Here is a 16,787-nt window from a genome sequence, read left to right as displayed (position 1 = left end):
CTTTCTATTGGTATTTAGAGACTTAATATGGGACATTCACCTCCTATGCTATTTTTCCCTTTAATCTCCTATTGCTACTTCTAGTCTCTCTTTTGTATGATTCTCACTGGAAAGCTATTATTCTGTCATATAAAGGAGAATGAATGTATTTGAAGAGGAATTTTTTATTCTTTTTAGCTATTATCCTATTTATCTCTATTTTTCCACTTTCAATAACTAAAGCGAGTAATATAGAGCCACAAGTTCAAGTAAAGCTTGTAAATTATATTGGCAATCAATCACAGCTTTCTCTAAAAATTCATGGTGAATTTTTAATAGCCAATCAAAAACTTCGCTTACTTGATGAGAGAACGTATGTCGCAAAGGTTGAAAATGGAGAAATCTCATTGTTTGATGGATCAACGAAACTAGCTACCGTTGACCAATTAGAGCTATCTCCTGTGTCTTACAAAAATTATCTTGAAGTCAATAACCGACCATATCTTGGATCTTTCCGATTTGTCGTTGAAAATACGAAATATATTCGTCCAATTAATACTGTCTATCTTGAGGATTATTTAAAAGGGGTTGTTCCATTTGAAATGATGGCAAGTTGGAATAAAGAAGCCCTTAAGTCACAAGCAGTAGCTGCTCGTTCGTATGCTATTGGTTATCTGTCAAGAGTGATAGACGATACAATCAATTATCAAGTATATGGCGGCTATGCTTGGCATCCAAATACTGATGCTGCCGTAAATGAAACCTATGGTGAAGTATTAAGACAAAACGGCCGCCTTGTGAGCACTGTTTTTTCAGCAAGTAATGGTGGAAAAACCGAGTCTAATGCGAATGCATGGGGGAGTTCTGCTTTATCGTACCTACCTATAAAAACAGATTCCTTTGATTCAAAAACACCTTGGCAATTTACGATTAGAAAACAACAAATTAATACTTCATCGCTAAACCTAAAGAATCCTTCGTTATGGTGGAATATAACAACAGAAGCAGACCGCTCACTTACCTCCACTATAAAAACATGGCTTACGCAAAACGGATATGCAGGAAAAGACATCAAAATCGTCTCAGTTCCTAAGTTATCTCTTCACACCCCGACATCTGGCGGCAGGGTTTCTAAAGGAGATATCACAATTGAATTTTATGTGAAAGATATCGCGACCCCAGATGGAGAGCTTATTTTACAAAAGATTGAATATGTAAACATACCAGCAACTCGCATTCGTGCTATGATTGGAAACCGGGTAATCTTAAGCTATCTCGTCACAAAAAAAGCAGAAACAAACGATAGCATTACAATCTCAGGACTTGGTGATGGACATGGTGTCGGTTTGAGTCAATGGGGAGCAAAAAACCGTGCAGATGCAGGACACTCCTATCGTGACATTTTAGACTTTTACTATGATGGTACAAGTCTTATCAAAGATTACACGGAAAGACAGCAGACACTTACACAACAACCTGATTTGAAAGAAGAAACATCTGTTAGTATAAAGGAGCCTGTTGTTACAGAAGAAAAACCATCTAGTACAAAACAGCCTGTTGTTTCAGAAGCGAAACCTTCTAGCACAAAGCTGCCTGTTGTTTCAGCTCCTGCCAATAACCCAGTAAAACCTGCAACACCTGCTAAAAAGCCCGTTATCGATAAAAAAGCTCCAACTATCAGCCAGGTGAAAGTAACAAGTGATCAAACAAAAAAGAAAGCAACCATATCCTTTCATATAAATGAACCTGGTAAAGTCACGGTTTATATAAAAAACGCTCAAGGTAAAATTTTGCATTATATCTTAAAGGATTCCACAACAAAAGCAGGATCAATCAAAAAAGAATACAATTTCTCTTCATTAGCAAATGGAACATACTCTGTAGGAATTGTTGCTTTAGATAACAGCAATAATCGAGCTTCTACAATACCATCCTTTACGGTAAAAAAACCTGCACCTGTTGTGAAAACAAAAACAGGAAAAGTTACTGCTACCAAACTAAACGTTCGTTCCACTGCTTCAACAAAAGCAAAAGTTATTGGTTCTTTAAAGAAAAACCAAACCGTAACCATTGTTTCAACAAGTGGTACATGGCTTAAAATTAAGTACGGTAAGTCATATGGGTATGTATATAAATCCTACATTAAATAGCGGCTATCCCCTGCTTAATGCTAAATCCTAACAGATAAGGCTTATTTAACTTTAAATTCCATTTTTTTCATAAAACAAAAGGGACTTTTGCTCAAAATACAATTGAGCAAGAGTCCCTTTTTATTATGGTTTAGTTGGTTTTATATTTTTTGAACGTTAGCTGCTTGTGGTCCTCTGCTACCTTCTTCAATGTCGAAAGTAACCTCTTGACCTTCATCTAGGGATTTATACCCTTCGCCTTGAATTGAAGAAAAGTGTACGAATACATCATCTCCGCCTTCAACTTCAATAAATCCAAAACCTTTTTCTGAGTTAAACCATTTTACTTTTCCTTGTGCCATTTCAATATTTCCTCCTAGATCAATCAAAACAAGTTTGATGATAATTTCGCTTACTAGTATTACCTTAGGATTAAAAAATAAACATGATCATACAAAATTTCTCAAATAAATTTTTATTGAATAAATGAAATGTAATGGCAGATTCTTCTATGATAAAATGTAAAAAGAGATAAAAAGACATAATAAAGGACTGTGAAGCGACGATGACAGATTACAAAGTTTTATTTTTAGACATTGATGGAACCATTCTAAAACCAGATAATACGATTGAAGATTCAACAAAAAAAGCTGTAGCAGAGGTAAAGAAAAAAGGAATTGAAGTTTTTTTAGCAACCGGACGACCACTTCATGAAATTTCACACATTGCAGAAGAATTAAATATCACTTCATTTATCGGCTACAATGGAGCATATGCCATTCATCAGGATCAGGATATTTTCAGATCTCCTATGAGCAGTCAAACAGTCGAAAGCTATGTTGATATTGCTAAGAAGCACGGACATGAGCTTGTATTATATACAAATCAAGAAAATATTTTCTCAGACTTGGATAGTTCTGTAGTAAAGGAATTTATTTCAGCTTTTCACTTACAAAAAAATAACGGTTACACTAAAGATGTGATTGATAAAATCCTCGGCATCACTCTTATTAACTTAAGTGAAAATGAACCTGCTCTATATGAAAAAGCAGATCCATCTATTCACTTATCACAGGTAAATGTTGATGGACTCCGTCATTGCTATGACGTGATTCGTGATAATGTAAACAAAGGGATTGCTGTCCAGCATATTTTAGAGTTATTACATATTCCAAAGGAAGCCTCAATTGCTTTTGGTGATGGTATGAATGATAAGGAAATGCTAAGTGTTGTCGGAGAGGGATTTGCAATGGGAAATGGACATCCTGATCTTTTTCAATATGCAAAATATAAAACAACAAAAGTGACAAACTCAGGAATTTATAATGGATTAAAATCATTAGGACTTGTCGATTAGTAAGGAGGAGAACACTTGTACGAGCTAAAAACCAAGGAAAATGACAGTAGTGTCATTGAATTTATTGAAGCAGTGGAGAATCCAAAAAAACGTGAGGATGCGTACAAACTATTAGATATTTTCACAGAAACAACTGGTTTTCCGGCTAAAATGTGGGGACCCAGTATTATTGGATTTGGAAAATATCATTATAAATATGCAACAGGCCATGAAGGAGACGCCCCACTCGTTGGGTTTTCACCACGAAAAGCAAAAATAAGTCTTTATTTCGCTACAGGTGATACAAAACGTGAGGAACTGTTACAGAATTTCGGAAAACATACAACAGGAAAAGCCTGTGTTTATATTAACAAAATTGCAGATATAAATGAGGATGTACTAAAAGCACTCATAGTGCAATCCATTGCCTTTTTGAAAGAAACCTATCCAGATCAACCAGAGTAAATGAAAACAACCAATTGATTGTGAAACAAATCAATTGGTTGTTTTTTCTTTACCACCCTACCGATCTCCCTTTTTACTCACCATTAAATCAAGATAAAGCTGACACTTCTGATTAAAGTCCGAAAAATCAATTGTTGTTAAATCAGTAATTTGTTTTAATCGATAATTCAGTGTATTAGGATGAATAAACATCTGATCTGCTGTTGGTTTGGTTTTACAGTTGTTTACTAAGTAGTATTCCAACGTTTTAACAAGCTCTGTTTGACTTTCTCTATCCTTCGCTCGAAGAATTTGGATATCACTATTCGAATATTTTGTTCTATTATTTTTTTCATAAATAATATCCAAATACCTTAAAGCTCCAATTTTGTTATATTCATAAGGTATGTTTTCTTGTGTTCCTAATACCTCTGCAATAGATAAAACCTCAAGGGCTTCCTTGTAACTTTTGTGCAATGATAAAATAGGCTGATACTCATTTCCAATTCCAATAAAAATATTAGAATATCGTTTTACATCAAAGTTAGTTAGTAGATTTTCAACAATTTGAAGTGCAGCTGTTACAGGTGAATATTTTAAAGAATAACAACCGACGATAATGACAATATTTGTCCGGTACACTAGCACATGACTTGTATTATCCTTTAAATTTAAATAAGAGCGAATAGTTTCCTTCAATTCTACAATTAGCTCTTCGTCTGCATGAATTGCATTCACGACCATCACACAAAAAATAGAAGGCAGCACAATATCCAGGTCCGCGGCTTCCCACTTTAGCTCCTTTTCAATTGTGATCTCGTTATTCATAACCTTCCTGAAATAAGACTCAACTTCTTCTACTTTTTGTTGCTTAAGCTTATTTTTCTTGTATATTAGTTTTCCAACATGAAAGGAAACTTCAAAAAGAAAGTCAAGTTCTTCTTCCGTTAATGGATTGTTAATTTCCTGTACCCAAATATATCCCATAATACTTTCTTTATACTTTGCATTGACTACAACACGACGATTCAACCCAATATCCTTCATTTCATCAACACGGAAAGGCTTGTCATTTGTTTTCAATTGATCTATAATTCCTTTTTCTACAAAACGTTCAAATATCATTAAAGGGCATTTTTTCGCAAAAATCGTTTGCTGGTTCGCATAATCAAAATGATCCACATAATAAGAATTATAAGCAAGAAGAAAAAAATGATCGCTCTCTACAATGATAGGCTTTTTCAACCCATTGCTGATCACATCGACTGCATCATTCAAGTCAGATAATGATAAAACACGCTCTAATAGCTCATTCATAAGAAAACTCCTACTCCATATTTCTTTAATCTTATGATACTTTGCTCGTGTTTACTTGTATAGGTTCATTTCAGGAAATCTTTCATAGAATTATAATATTAGGGAAAACGTGAAAACTTTGTTTAGCACTGAACAATAAACTCCCAAATGAAATTCATCATTTATCTAAAAAAGGCGGACAATAATTTGCCCGCCTTCCTATTATTTTTCACGTTGATCATCAACAACTGTGACTGTATCTGAATCATTGTTACTCTTCACGTCTTGAAACGTAATATGATTGTCTGTACGGTTCGTGCGGGTTGCATAGGACTTTAATAGCTCTCCCATATCAATACCTGTCATTTCTTTTAGTGGTTCCTGGATATCAACCATTGTTTTTGTAATGCTTTTTCCGAATGATGACACGCCCTGACCGTTGCCAGAATCAATAATTTTTACAGAGTCAATATTAGTAAGCGGCTGTGCAATCTTCTCGGCAAAGACCGGAAGCATTTCAATAAGTTTTTCGGTAATGATGACATCACCATGTTTTTCCATTGCTTCTGCTAATAGTTTACGAGCTTCTGCTTCTGCTTTTCCTCGCTCACGGATAACATCTGCTTCTGCAGAACCTTCTTCACGGCGGATTTTCGCCTTTGCTTCCCCATCAATCTCTGCTTTACGAGCTTCCGCCTCTGCTTTACGAGTTGTTTCATAATACTCAGCATCTGCTTTTGCTTTACGAACTTTACTTTCTTCCTCTTCCAGCTTAACCGCACGTTCACGTTCTAAAAACTGAAGTGTTAATTCCTCTTCTTTTATTTCTTTTGCGAGCTTTGCTTTTTCTAATTCGTATGATTGTTCTGATTTAGCACGAGCACGTTCTGTTTCCTCTTTGAAGGCAGCATCTTTAATATCTTTTTCTTTCTTTGACTCCGCTATCGCAATTTGACGCTTATATTCCTCTTCTTTAGCCGCTTGATCTGTTTGTGCTATATGAATACGGGTTTCACGCTGACTATTAGCTTCAGCGATTTCTGCCAATTTACGAACTTCTGCAATACGTGGTCTTCCAAGGTTCTCCAAATAACCGTTTTCCTCATCAGCATCACGTAAATCCGTTAATCCTAATGATGTAATTTTAAAACCCATAAGATCTAATTGCTTTTGTGCAACCTCTGAAACATCATGATTAAATTTTTCACGATCGCTATTTATATCTTCAACTGTCATCTTTGATAAAATGGCACGAAGATTACTACCAAGAACCTCAATAATTTCCGCTTCAATCTCTTCCTGCTCTTTTCCTAAAAATTGCTCAGCATAATTTGCAATACCATTTAATGTGTCGGCCACCTTTACCATTGCGACTGCATCTGCAACAATCGGTACACCACCGTTTGTGTAAACTCTTGGTGTTGAAAGCTTTAATTGAAAGGATGTTAAATTTACAGGTGTCGCAGTTTGGAATCGTCTCAGTCTATAACCGCCACCTCGAATAATTTTCATCGAACGACCCTCTTGGTCTGTAAAAATATTCGTTTCTTTTTCAGGATCACCTAATTTAGGACCAGTAATAATTAACGCTTGGTTGGACTTGGCTGTACGGTAACGAATTTTCACCCAAAAGAAATAACCAATCCCACCAAGTGCCGCAATAACTAATAAGGGAATAAAAATAACTATAACTCCAAAAATACCATCCATCTTCCTGCCTCCTAATAGTGTATTAAGCCTTTTTTCCACGTGGTAGACTTTTATCGGTAAACTAGTTACCTTTGTTAAGTAATACGATTAAGATAGACGAAAGTTTCAGGAAATTAGGAATTGTTTATTTTCTTTTCATGGTCCAAATTGAGTAACTTAAAAGGGATGAGGCTAAACAGGCATAAAAAAGAAAGCAGACTCTATATCTGCTTTCTCACAATTTGATTACAACATCTCACTAATTGTTTTTGCCTGCATGTGAAGGGCTAAGTAGTCTGGACCACCTGCTTTAGAGTCTGTTCCCGACATTTTAAAGCCTCCAAATGGATGATAGCCTACGATGGCTCCTGTACAGTTCCGATTGAAATAAAGGTTCCCAACATGAAACTCTTGTTTTGCACGTTCGATATAATGCCTGTTTCTTGTAATTAAGGCACCAGTTAAGCCGTATTCTGTGTTATTTGCAATTTCAAGCATTTCATCGAAGTCTTTTGCTTTAGCAAATGCAACGACAGGTCCGAAGATCTCTTCCTGCATGAGGCGGGCATTCGGATCAAGATCTGCAAAGATCGTTGGTTCAATAAAGTATCCCTTCGAATCATCTCCTTTACCACCACTCATTAGACGACCTTCTTCATTTCCAACTTCAATGTAATCCATGATTTTATCATATGAAGCCTGATCAATAACAGGTCCCATATATGTCTCATATTTTTCCGGATTGCCAGTAATTTTTTGCTCTGTAATTTCTACTACGCGCTGAAGCACTTGATCATAGACATCTTCATGAATGACTGCTCTTGATCCTGCTGAGCATTTTTGACCAGCAAAACCGAATGCAGATGCGAAAATTGATTGAGCAGCTAATTCAAGATCTGCATCCTTATCAACAACTACCGTATCTTTTCCACCCATTTCCGCAATCACACGCTTCAAGTGCTGCTGTCCCTGCTGAACTTTTGCTGCACGTTCAAAAATGCGCGTTCCTACTTCTCGAGAACCTGTAAAGGTAATAATACTCGTTTTTGGATGATCCACTAAATGATCACCAACTTCAGCACCACTTCCAGGGACAAAGTTAACAACACCTTTTGGTAAGCCTGCTTCTTCAAGTACCTCTACAAATTGTGCGGCAATGACTGGTGTCGCACTTGCAGGCTTTAGCACTACCGTATTACCAGTTACAATTGGCGCAACAGTTGTACCTGCCATGATGGCAAATAAGAAGTTCCAAGGTGGAATGACCACTGTAACTCCTGTTGGAGTATACACATATTTATTAATTTCCCCTTCACGACTATTAACAGGTTTTCCTTTTGCCAGTTCTATCATTTGACGTCCATAATATTCTAAAAAATCAATTGCTTCTGCTGTATCTGCATCAGCTTCTTTCCAAGGCTTTCCTGCTTCTTTTACTAATAGAGCGGAAAAATCGTGCTTTTTTCGACGAATAATAGCTGCAGCACGGAATAAAATATTTGCTCTTTCTTCCGGATTCCAATATCTCCAAGTTTGAAAAGCTTTATCTGCCGCTTGAATCGCCATTTCAGCGTGTTCTTGAGTGGCTTTCGCTACTTTTCCGACAACTTCTTCTTTGTTTGCCGGGTTATAGGAGACAATTTGGTCATGTGTGGATATTCTTTCACCGTTAATCACGAGTGGATATTCTTTCCCCATCAGTTTATTTACATTTTCCAGCGCCTGTTCAAAGGCTTTACGGTTTTCCTCAATTGAAAAATCAGTAAATGGCTCGTGTTTGTAAACTGTTGTCATGTTTCATCGACTCCTTTTTTTACTTTTTAGTCATACTCTTAAGAACAAAGGCAAGATTAGCTGGACGTTCTGCAAGACGTCTCATAAAGTATCCATACCAATCATTTCCATATGGTACATACACTCGCATTTTATATCCCTGCTTTACTAGTTCCTTTTGCGTTTGTGTTCTCATACCATACAGCATTTGAAATTCAAATGAATTTTTTGGAATTTGATATTCCTCTACTAATCTCTTAGTATATTCAATAATGGCATCATCATGAGTCGCTACTCCTGTATAATGACCATTTAATAAACGAGATTTTATTAATTTTTTGTAATTATTATCAACATCTGCTTTTTGAGGAAAAGCAACTTTAGGTGACTCCTTATATGCTCCTTTAACAAGTCGTAAAAACGGTTCATACGTGTTTAGACTTCGAACATCTTGTTCGGCTCGATACAAGTATGCTTGGATGACAGTACTAATATAATGGTAATCAGCTTTTAGTCCCTTAAAGATTGAAAGTGTATCTTCACACCGCTTTTCGTCTTCCATATCAATTGTGACCATGATTTTATATTTTTCAGCTGTATCCATAATTTTTCTCATATTTTCAAAGACTAGTTCTTTTGAAATATCTAATCCTAACGATGTTAATTTCAAGGAAACATGAGCATCTAATCGTTGAGCAACAATGGTTTCTATAGTTTGGATACACTCTTTTGTCCGCTCTCTTGCAACTTCTTCACTAGTAACGAACTCACCTAAATGATCCACTGTTACTGAAAATCCCTGTTCATTTAGCTCTTTTATAAATTTAATCGAGCTTGGAAAGTCTATCCCTCCGACAATCTTCCCTGAGGCAATATTGCTCCCCCAATTCTGGGCTGCTTTATTTAACGTTTTATTATTTGATAGATATAAAAACAAATCTCTTGATATGACTGACACTGCAAACACCCCCATTTAAGGTTTATTAAGAGTTTTACCTTACAATTATTGTACGATTCCTTTAGCTTGAGCGACAATGTATCCAATCCACAAAGATTTAAGGGATTCATTGTGTCATAAGTACAATGACATAAGAAGCGCTTCTGTCATTTTTTTAGTTAATGATTGCTCTTATATATGTACCCTTCCACACTTTTTCTTCGCTGAAACATTTTCTTAGAAAAACGAAATGTGACCGTCTCTTTGAAGGTCCCAATTTGTTTATTACTTTGGCTGTTTTCGCATACTTTGTTGTTTTAATGAAATTGGAAGAAAAAAATGGTTCGTTTCATTGCGCTCCAGACACTCGCTTTCCACTATAGATTAAAAAAATAGTGTTAATCTATGAGGAAATAGCCATTACTTTTAATACATTTCTGTACAGTCGATAAACTGGTTTATGTTTAACTCATTTGTATCAATTGTTCTGAAATGCAAGTTCTCTATTCTCTATTCATACTGGAGGCTTTGATTTTGTCCCTACACCATCTTTCAATTTATATCCTGTTACAAATAATCACTGGTTAAATATATTTGGTACATATTAAATGTAATAAAATAAATATCTCCTCATCCCTTAATAAATGAGGTTACGTTTTTATTTATCAATTAATATTTCATCCTAATCCATTATTTTGTAGTATCATAAAAATAACTCATGATGTTAAGGAGGAATTTATGATGAAAATTGCCATTATTCTCGTCATCTTAATTGGTGTTCTCGCTTTGCTGGGAACTATTTTAATTGGAGGCAAAGGAGATAAACATTATGATACAAAAACAAAAGCAAATCTCTCTCGCTTATCATGGATTTATATAATTTTAGGGATAGGGATCATTATTGGCTTTGCATTTTATTTAAGATAAGTGTTGACTTAGAAATTCTTCTTCGTTCAATTGTGAACAAACTTAGAAGAATTTTTTTATATTAAAAAATAAATGGTGCAATTCCTTGACATAGGTCTTTTGATACAATAAAATGAAAACGTATACAAATTTATTTAAAATTTTACTGAAACCGTTTTCTAAATTCGAACATAAATTCAAGATAAACTACAAAGGAGAATTCACTATTATGAAACAATTTGTCTTTTTAATCGATACTGGAGAGGAAAAAACTGAATACAAAATTACTGCATCTGGAATGACTGAAGCGGTAGAGAAAATTAAAGAAGTGAAAACTCAACTTAAGAAAGATAATCCCCCGGCATTTAAGATTCAGTTTAAAGGCGTTATTTATGAAAACGCTTCCTGATTAAAAAAAGACCTTTTCACTTTGAAAGGTCTTTTTTTGTTAATTTGTTTCACATCTTGAACATCGGTTGTGTCATCTCTCTTTTTTGCTGTTTAAATTCTTCTTGCTTGTGTCCTTTTCTTCTCTGTTTGCTTCAAACAGGCTATCTGTTACGTCATTCAAGCCACCTAGGTTATTTTTCACAATATTTCATCTATCAAAAAAGTCTGTTCTCATGACAAGAACAGACTTTTTCACACATTATTTTGTTTCTACAACTGATTTTCCATTTATCTTCTCTATTTTATGAAAATAAGCGGCAAACCCTACGTACGTTATAAGGGTGCCCATAAAAAATGGAATAAGAAATGTGAATACTCCTAAACTTACGTACAAAATCACCCCACTGACTACCAATACAATCAAATTAATTAACGGATAGACCATTGTGAGGAAAAATGCGTTTTTTAAACTCGTAATAAGCTTTAATTCAGCATGTACCGTGTTAGAGAAAAAGAAAATTGTCATTAGAAAAAGAAATAAAAATCCTATTAAAAAGAAAGCACTGACGAAGGCATTTATATTTGAGAAAAAGAAAAAGTCAACAGTCCAAATCAACCATACAAAGGTTAGCAACAAGCCACCTGTTAAACTTCTCTTATAGTTCTCTTTGTAATAGCGCCAGTATGATTTAACAAGCGGGACGTCATCTTCGCCCATTACCCATTTTCTCACAACTCCAAACATCGCTGTTGTCGCAGGAAAAAACAGAAATGGTGCTAAAACAGCAATTGTTCCCAGTAATAAAAAAACTGAAGCTTCATCTTCTGCAAACAAAAGCGACATAGCTAGATAACAAATAGGCAGGTTAAAGATAATCCACATAACATTGATAACAGATAAACGCATAATCCATTCAAATAAACGGTTTAAACCGCCCATTACATTTGTCATAATTACATCCTACTTTCTATTTTGTAAGCACTTTCTTTCTATTATATCATTTATTTTTATTTTTTCCTTATAAAAAAAGCAATCTCTCAAATTAGAAAGATAGCTTTCCGTTGATCTTATAGTCACATTAATGTTTAAACAAAAAGGTTAGTTTTCCTCAAGAGAACATTCTGCTAATTCTTCTTCAGAAACAACACGAATTCCATTTCTTCTAAGTAGAGCAGTTGTTACTCCATTTCCAGCAATTTTCTCACCTGAAAAATGACCATTGTAGATCATTTTGCTCCCACAAGATGGGCTAAATTCCTTTAGAATTATTACTTTTGCATTTATCTCCTGAGCTTTTATTAATGTTGCATTTGCTCCTTTTATATACATTTCAGTAACATCATTTCCAGATTTCTCGATCACTCTCGCCTTGCCATCGAGAACATCTTCCCCTGTTCCACCAATGATTTCAGCTGGTTCTCTTGGAGTTGCAAACCCTCCCAATAATTCCGGGCATACAGTTGTTATCCGATTCTGTTCTATCAGCCTGAGAATGTTTTTATCTAAACAATGCGACCCATTATACCTAACTTCTATACCTGCTAAGCAAGAACTTACCAAAATCAAATTTCCATCACCTCACTTTTATTTTTTCTCCATTTTAAAATATCTCGATAAAAATGAAAAGGCAAGCACTATTGCTTACCTTTTTATGTTTAGTTATGAATTAAAATCGTATATACGGCCTTTAATTAAATATGCCGCACTTTCAGCTATATTCGTAATGTGATCTGCTGTTCGTTCGAGGTAACGATTGATAAATAATAATTGCATCAATTGTTCTGCTTCTTCCGGATGTTCTTTTAAATAGTTTGTGATCGCTTTATATGTATCACCACTATAATTATCAACTTTATCATCTAAATCGCCCACTTCTTTAGCAAGGACAATATTTTCTTCTATAAATGATGTTAAAGCCTTTTCAAGCATCGTAATCGATAGATCTTTCATTTGTTCTAGTTTTGTAATCTTCACTAGAGAATGGGTGCTACCAATTTTTATTGTTGACTTTGCAATGTTTACTGCAAAATCAGCAATTCGTTCAATTTCTGAAGAAATTTTAAGTGCTCCAATGATTCTCCGCAAATCTCTTGCAACTGGTTGCTCCTTTGCTATTAGCCAAATGACAAATTGATTGATTTCCGTTTCAAGATTATCTATTACAGTATCATCTTCTATTACTTTTAAGGCAATTTCCACATCTTGTGTTTTCAAGGCTTCAAATGCTTTTTCTATTAATGATATGGCAAGATTAGTCATTAATGATATTTTCCCTTGTAATTCCTGTAAATTATTATCAAAGCTTTCACGTACTACCATTTTAACTCCCCCAAAATCTTACCCGAATCTGCCTGTTATATAATCTTCCGTTCTTTTATCTGTTGGCATAGAAAAAATAGTGTTTGTAGAATCATATTCAATGATTTCCCCGTTAAGGAAAAAGGCAGTTTTATCTGATACACGTGCTGCCTGCTGCATATTATGGGTTACGATAACAATCGTGTAATCTTTTTTCAAACGTTCAATTAATTCCTCTACTTTTAATGTTGATATTGGATCTAATGCAGACGTTGGCTCATCCATTAGGATGATTTCCGGCTTCATTGCTATTGCACGAGCTATACAAATCCTCTGCTGCTGACCACCAGATAGACCAAGTGCCGATGTTTTCAAGCGATCTTTTACCTCATCCCAAATCGCTGCACCCTTTAAGCTTTCTTCAACAATGTTGTTAAGTACTTTTTTATTTTTTATCCCTTGCATTCTTGGACCATATGCAACATTATCATAAATGCTCATAGGGAAAAGATTTGCTTTTTGGAAAACCATACCTACTTTTGTTCTTAATTTGATTACATCATTTGATTGATATATATCTTCGTTATCTATAACAATATCTCCATTTATCTTTACAATATCAATGAGATCGTTCATTCGATTCAATGTTCTTAAAAAAGTTGATTTTCCACATCCAGAGGGTCCAATTAAAGCTGTAACTTCTTTTTCTTGTATATCCAATGTAACTGAATAAAGTGCTTGCTTATCGCCATAAAACAAATTTAAGTCTCTTACACTAATTTTGACTTTGCTGTCTGTTTGTTGGTTGTTTATGTTATTAGTCTCTGTTGTACTCATGTCTTACACCTCATTTAATAATCAGCTTTATTTAATTTCTTGGATATAAATGTTGCCGAAAGGTTCAATACCAATATAATTACGATTAAGACAATCCCAACCGCAGCAGCAAGCTCAATGTCACCTGATTCTTGTGTAACCAAATAAGAATGAACGGTTAATGTTCTTGCTGATGAAAAAATACTGTCCGGCATTGCCGCTACTGTTCCAGCAGTTAAAAAGATCGCTGCAGATTCACCAACTATTCTCCCGATCGACAGAATAATACCAGATAAGATTCCAGGCATCGCACTCGGTAAAATGACCTTATATAATGTTTGTAACTTTGTTGTTCCTAAAGCAAGAGAGCCTTCACGATACGTTTTTGGTACAGTCTTCAATGATTCTTCCGTTGTCCGGATGATAACCGGTAATACAATAATCGTCAGGGTTAAAGAGGCAGCTATGATCGACATTCCTAATTTTAACGTCGTGACAAAAAACACTGCTCCAAATAATCCGTAAATAATCGATGGAATCCCTGTTAAACTCTCCGTTGCAAAGCGGATTGTTTTTACTAAACGACCTTGTTTTGCATACTCCTGCAAATACACAGCAGCTAAAATTCCTATTGGAGTAGCAATTAATAATGAGATCAAGATTGTATAGATTGTCGTAATAATCATTGGCCAAATTCCGCCATGACCTGTGGGAGAGTAATCTCCAAAAATAAAATCGATGCTAATTAATCGAAAACCTTTAAAAAATATATATCCAACGATCGTAACAAGAATAGCAATAGTTAAGAAAGCTGAAAACCATAGTAGTCCACGTAAGATGTTATCTTTTACCTTTCTCAACTTAATGACCACCCTTCGCACTGATTTTCGCTAGGACAAAATTCAGTATTAAAATAAACGAGAATAACACAATACCAGTTGCAAATAACATTTCCTGGTGTGTACCAAAAGCATAGCCCATTTCTAATGCTATATTAGTTGTTAGGGGACGCACACTGTCTGTTAAGCTTGTCGGGATAATTAAGCTGTTTCCTGCAACTAAGATAACTGCCATTGTTTCTCCAATCGCCCTCCCTAGACCTAATACGATCGCAGTCATAATTCCTGATTTAGCTGCAGGGACAACAACCTTAAAAATTGTTCCTATTTGAGATGCCCCTAAAGCCAATGAGCCTTCACGATACGTTTTAGGTACTGAACGAATGGCTGTCTCCGCAACTGTAACAATCGTAGGTAACATCATTATCGCTAATACGAGAATAACAGCAATTAAGCTTTGCCCCTTTGGCAAATTTAAATTATTTTGCAAGAAAGGGACGATTATAGCAAGTCCGAATACTCCATATAAAACTGATGGAATACCTGCTAATAGCTGTACAGCTGGTGAAATCAGCTTTGCAATACTTTTAGGTGCTATTTCTGATAAGAAAATAGCTGTAAATAAGCCAACTGGAACTCCAATGATTAAAGCACCAATTGTAGCAAAAATAGATGCTACAATCATTGGCAAGATCCCAAATTGATCTTCACTAGGAACCCAATCTACTCCGAAGATAAAATCAATAAAACTATATCCTTTAGCAACAAATGGTAAAGATCCTTTATAAAATACAAACCCTATAATGACCAATAAGCTGACAACTGAGAGTAGTGCGCAAAGAAGAAATAACTTTGCTGAAAGCTTCTCAAGCATATACTTTCGTTTATTTGATTTTCCAATATCTATCGTTTGATCCTCCACAGGTAGTCGTGGCATTCTTCATTCCTCCAAGTTTGCTATAACGCATGATGTTTATGTCTGGCATGTTGATATGACATCAGTGATGGTCAATTATTTTATTGGTATAGCACCAGATTCTGCTGCAATCGCCTGTCCTTCTGGTCCTAGAATGTAGTCAATAAATTCTTGTCCTACATTAGAAAGCTGCCCTTCCTTATGTACAAACAAAAACGGACGTGACAAACTATATTTTTGCTTTAGAACATTTTCTGCTGTTGCTTCTACACCATTAATTTTTACCGTTGAGATCGTATGATCAATATATTCAAATGAAATAAAACCGATAGCATGTCTATTCGTTGCAACTGTTGTCTTTATATTACCGTTTCCGCTGGCAATGATAGAACTTCTTACTAATTCACCAGATGTGTAACCTACGATTTCTTGAAAAGCATCACGAGATCCTGATCCATCTTCTCTGGAAACAACGACAATTTCCATGTCTTCTCCACCAAGTTCATTCCAGTTAGTAATCTTTCCAGTAAATATATCCTTTACCTGCTCTATCGTAAGATCTTTCACTTTATTGGTTGGGTGTGTGACAACAACAATCCCATCATAAGCAATAATTGTCTCAGTTAGTCCTTCTGCTTTTTCTTCTTCTTTTAAATCACGTGAAGACATTCCAATCTCAGATACACCACTTATTGCATTTGTTATTCCTGCGGATGAACCTATTTGATTAATCTCTATATTTACAGACTTTTTCTCTTTGTATTTTTCTGCAATTTTTTCAGCTAATGGCCCTACTGATGTCGAACCTGAAATCGCAATTGTATCTGAACTATCATTTGAAATCTCTGTTTCATTATTGTTACCACATGCTACTAGAGCGAAAGTTATTAAAAGCATCATTAAGCCAAGTGTTGTCTTTCTCATAAATGTCATTTCTGAACCTCCAAGGTGATCTACTGACAACTTTTCATCTTAAATTATGTCCATTGTTAAGATTAAACCCGAAATGTAAATTACACATTAAGCAATTGTAAAGGT

The 16,787-nt window shown here is 35.1% G+C and carries 17 protein-coding genes; 5 read left to right on the top strand and 12 right to left on the bottom strand.

Going from position 1 to position 16,787, the window contains the following annotated elements:
- Positions 1-149 precede the first annotated feature (149 nt).
- On the top strand, positions 150-2,129 hold the full coding sequence (locus HWV59_RS09145; protein ID WP_175638694.1) for a SpoIID/LytB domain-containing protein: 1,980 nt from the start codon (positions 150-152) through the stop codon (positions 2,127-2,129).
- Between the two features lie 140 nt (positions 2,130-2,269).
- On the opposite strand, the gene HWV59_RS09140 is transcribed toward HWV59_RS09145, so the two are convergent.
- The gene (locus tag HWV59_RS09140; protein WP_102232252.1) at positions 2,270-2,470 is read right to left on the bottom strand and encodes a cold-shock protein; all 201 of its coding nucleotides are present in this window, start codon (positions 2,468-2,470) and stop codon (positions 2,270-2,272) included.
- A gap of 203 nt (positions 2,471-2,673) precedes the next feature.
- Between HWV59_RS09140 and HWV59_RS09135 the strand changes: the two genes are divergently transcribed.
- Both HWV59_RS09135 and HWV59_RS09130 read left to right on the top strand, forming a co-directional pair.
- Complete coding sequence (locus HWV59_RS09135; RefSeq protein WP_102232251.1) at positions 2,674-3,465, top strand: Cof-type HAD-IIB family hydrolase; 792 nt, start codon at positions 2,674-2,676, stop codon at positions 3,463-3,465.
- Between the two features lie 15 nt (positions 3,466-3,480).
- On the top strand, positions 3,481-3,909 hold the full coding sequence (locus HWV59_RS09130) for a DUF1801 domain-containing protein (protein ID WP_102232250.1): 429 nt from the start codon (positions 3,481-3,483) through the stop codon (positions 3,907-3,909).
- 57 nt (positions 3,910-3,966) lie between these two features.
- Here the strand turns inward: HWV59_RS09130 and HWV59_RS09125 are convergent, their stop codons facing one another.
- From HWV59_RS09125 to HWV59_RS09110, 4 genes are all read right to left on the bottom strand, one after another.
- A complete protein-coding gene (locus HWV59_RS09125) occupies positions 3,967-5,205 on the bottom strand; it encodes a PucR family transcriptional regulator (protein ID WP_175638693.1) in 1,239 nt (412 codons plus the stop codon).
- 201 nt (positions 5,206-5,406) lie between these two features.
- A complete protein-coding gene (locus HWV59_RS09120) occupies positions 5,407-6,894 on the bottom strand; it encodes a flotillin family protein (protein WP_235991700.1) in 1,488 nt (495 codons plus the stop codon).
- 225 nt (positions 6,895-7,119) lie between these two features.
- On the bottom strand, positions 7,120-8,667 hold the full coding sequence (pruA, locus tag HWV59_RS09115; RefSeq protein ID WP_102232248.1) for an L-glutamate gamma-semialdehyde dehydrogenase: 1,548 nt from the start codon (positions 8,665-8,667) through the stop codon (positions 7,120-7,122).
- A 19-nt stretch (positions 8,668-8,686) separates the two neighbouring features.
- Positions 8,687-9,604 carry a proline dehydrogenase family protein gene (locus HWV59_RS09110; RefSeq protein WP_102232247.1) on the bottom strand — a complete coding sequence of 306 codons (918 nt, stop codon included), beginning with the start codon at positions 9,602-9,604 and terminating at the stop codon, positions 8,687-8,689.
- Between the two features lie 720 nt (positions 9,605-10,324).
- Between HWV59_RS09110 and HWV59_RS09105 the strand changes: the two genes are divergently transcribed.
- Positions 10,325-10,510, top strand: a complete 186-nt coding sequence (locus HWV59_RS09105) for a hypothetical protein (protein WP_102232246.1) — start codon at positions 10,325-10,327, stop codon at positions 10,508-10,510.
- Positions 10,511-10,718: 208 nt separating this feature from the next.
- The gene (locus HWV59_RS09100; protein ID WP_102232245.1) at positions 10,719-10,898 is read left to right on the top strand and encodes a hypothetical protein; all 180 of its coding nucleotides are present in this window, start codon (positions 10,719-10,721) and stop codon (positions 10,896-10,898) included.
- A gap of 240 nt (positions 10,899-11,138) precedes the next feature.
- Here HWV59_RS09100 and HWV59_RS09095 read toward each other — a convergent pair whose 3' ends face one another.
- The 7 genes from HWV59_RS09095 to HWV59_RS09065 form a co-directional block, all read right to left on the bottom strand.
- Positions 11,139-11,831 carry a YesL family protein gene (locus tag HWV59_RS09095; protein WP_102232244.1) on the bottom strand — a complete coding sequence of 231 codons (693 nt, stop codon included), beginning with the start codon at positions 11,829-11,831 and terminating at the stop codon, positions 11,139-11,141.
- 147 nt (positions 11,832-11,978) lie between these two features.
- The gene (locus HWV59_RS09090) at positions 11,979-12,446 is read right to left on the bottom strand and encodes a DUF523 domain-containing protein (RefSeq protein WP_102232243.1); all 468 of its coding nucleotides are present in this window, start codon (positions 12,444-12,446) and stop codon (positions 11,979-11,981) included.
- 93 nt (positions 12,447-12,539) lie between these two features.
- Positions 12,540-13,199, bottom strand: a complete 660-nt coding sequence (phoU, locus tag HWV59_RS09085) for a phosphate signaling complex protein PhoU (RefSeq protein ID WP_175638692.1) — start codon at positions 13,197-13,199, stop codon at positions 12,540-12,542.
- An 18-nt stretch (positions 13,200-13,217) separates the two neighbouring features.
- Positions 13,218-14,015, bottom strand: coding sequence for a phosphate ABC transporter ATP-binding protein PstB (pstB, locus tag HWV59_RS09080; RefSeq protein ID WP_102232241.1), 798 nt, complete (start codon positions 14,013-14,015; stop codon positions 13,218-13,220).
- A 14-nt stretch (positions 14,016-14,029) separates the two neighbouring features.
- Positions 14,030-14,854, bottom strand: a complete 825-nt coding sequence (pstA, locus tag HWV59_RS09075; protein ID WP_102232240.1) for a phosphate ABC transporter permease PstA — start codon at positions 14,852-14,854, stop codon at positions 14,030-14,032.
- A gap of 1 nt (position 14,855) precedes the next feature.
- Complete coding sequence (gene pstC, locus HWV59_RS09070) at positions 14,856-15,770, bottom strand: phosphate ABC transporter permease subunit PstC (protein ID WP_175638691.1); 915 nt, start codon at positions 15,768-15,770, stop codon at positions 14,856-14,858.
- 75 nt (positions 15,771-15,845) lie between these two features.
- Positions 15,846-16,682 (bottom strand): phosphate ABC transporter substrate-binding protein, encoded by an 837-nt coding sequence (locus HWV59_RS09065; protein WP_102232238.1) that lies wholly within the window; start codon positions 16,680-16,682, stop codon positions 15,846-15,848.
- Between the last annotated feature and the right edge of the window lie 105 nt (positions 16,683-16,787).

The sequence above is a fragment of the Metabacillus schmidteae genome (genome assembly GCF_903166545.1).
Lineage (GTDB): Bacteria > Bacillota > Bacilli > Bacillales > Bacillaceae > Metabacillus > Metabacillus schmidteae.
The sequence above is the reverse complement of the archived record's forward strand: the minus strand, read 5'-3'. Positions and strand labels throughout refer to the sequence as shown.

Bases quoted from the DNA above. Each gene is read 5' to 3' on its own strand.
- HWV59_RS09140 (WP_102232252.1), bottom strand. From the start codon at position 2,470: ATGGCACAAGGAAAAGTAAAATGGTTTAACTCAGAAAAAGGTTTTGGA.
- HWV59_RS09135 (WP_102232251.1), top strand. From the start codon at position 2,674: ATGACAGATTACAAAGTTTTATTTTTAGACATTGATGGAACCATTCTA.
- HWV59_RS09125 (WP_175638693.1), bottom strand. From the start codon at position 5,205: ATGAATGAGCTATTAGAGCGTGTTTTATCATTATCTGACTTGAATGAT.
- HWV59_RS09120 (WP_235991700.1), bottom strand. From the start codon at position 6,894: ATGGATGGTATTTTTGGAGTTATAGTTATTTTTATTCCCTTATTAGTT.
- pruA (WP_102232248.1), bottom strand. From the start codon at position 8,667: ATGACAACAGTTTACAAACACGAGCCATTTACTGATTTTTCAATTGAG.
- HWV59_RS09105 (WP_102232246.1), top strand. From the start codon at position 10,325: ATGAAAATTGCCATTATTCTCGTCATCTTAATTGGTGTTCTCGCTTTG.
- HWV59_RS09100 (WP_102232245.1), top strand. From the start codon at position 10,719: ATGAAACAATTTGTCTTTTTAATCGATACTGGAGAGGAAAAAACTGAA.
- HWV59_RS09095 (WP_102232244.1), bottom strand. From the start codon at position 11,831: ATGACAAATGTAATGGGCGGTTTAAACCGTTTATTTGAATGGATTATG.
- phoU (WP_175638692.1), bottom strand. From the start codon at position 13,199: ATGGTAGTACGTGAAAGCTTTGATAATAATTTACAGGAATTACAAGGG.
- pstB (WP_102232241.1), bottom strand. From the start codon at position 14,015: ATGAGTACAACAGAGACTAATAACATAAACAACCAACAAACAGACAGC.
- pstC (WP_175638691.1), bottom strand. From the start codon at position 15,770: ATGCCACGACTACCTGTGGAGGATCAAACGATAGATATTGGAAAATCA.
- HWV59_RS09065 (WP_102232238.1), bottom strand. From the start codon at position 16,682: ATGACATTTATGAGAAAGACAACACTTGGCTTAATGATGCTTTTAATA.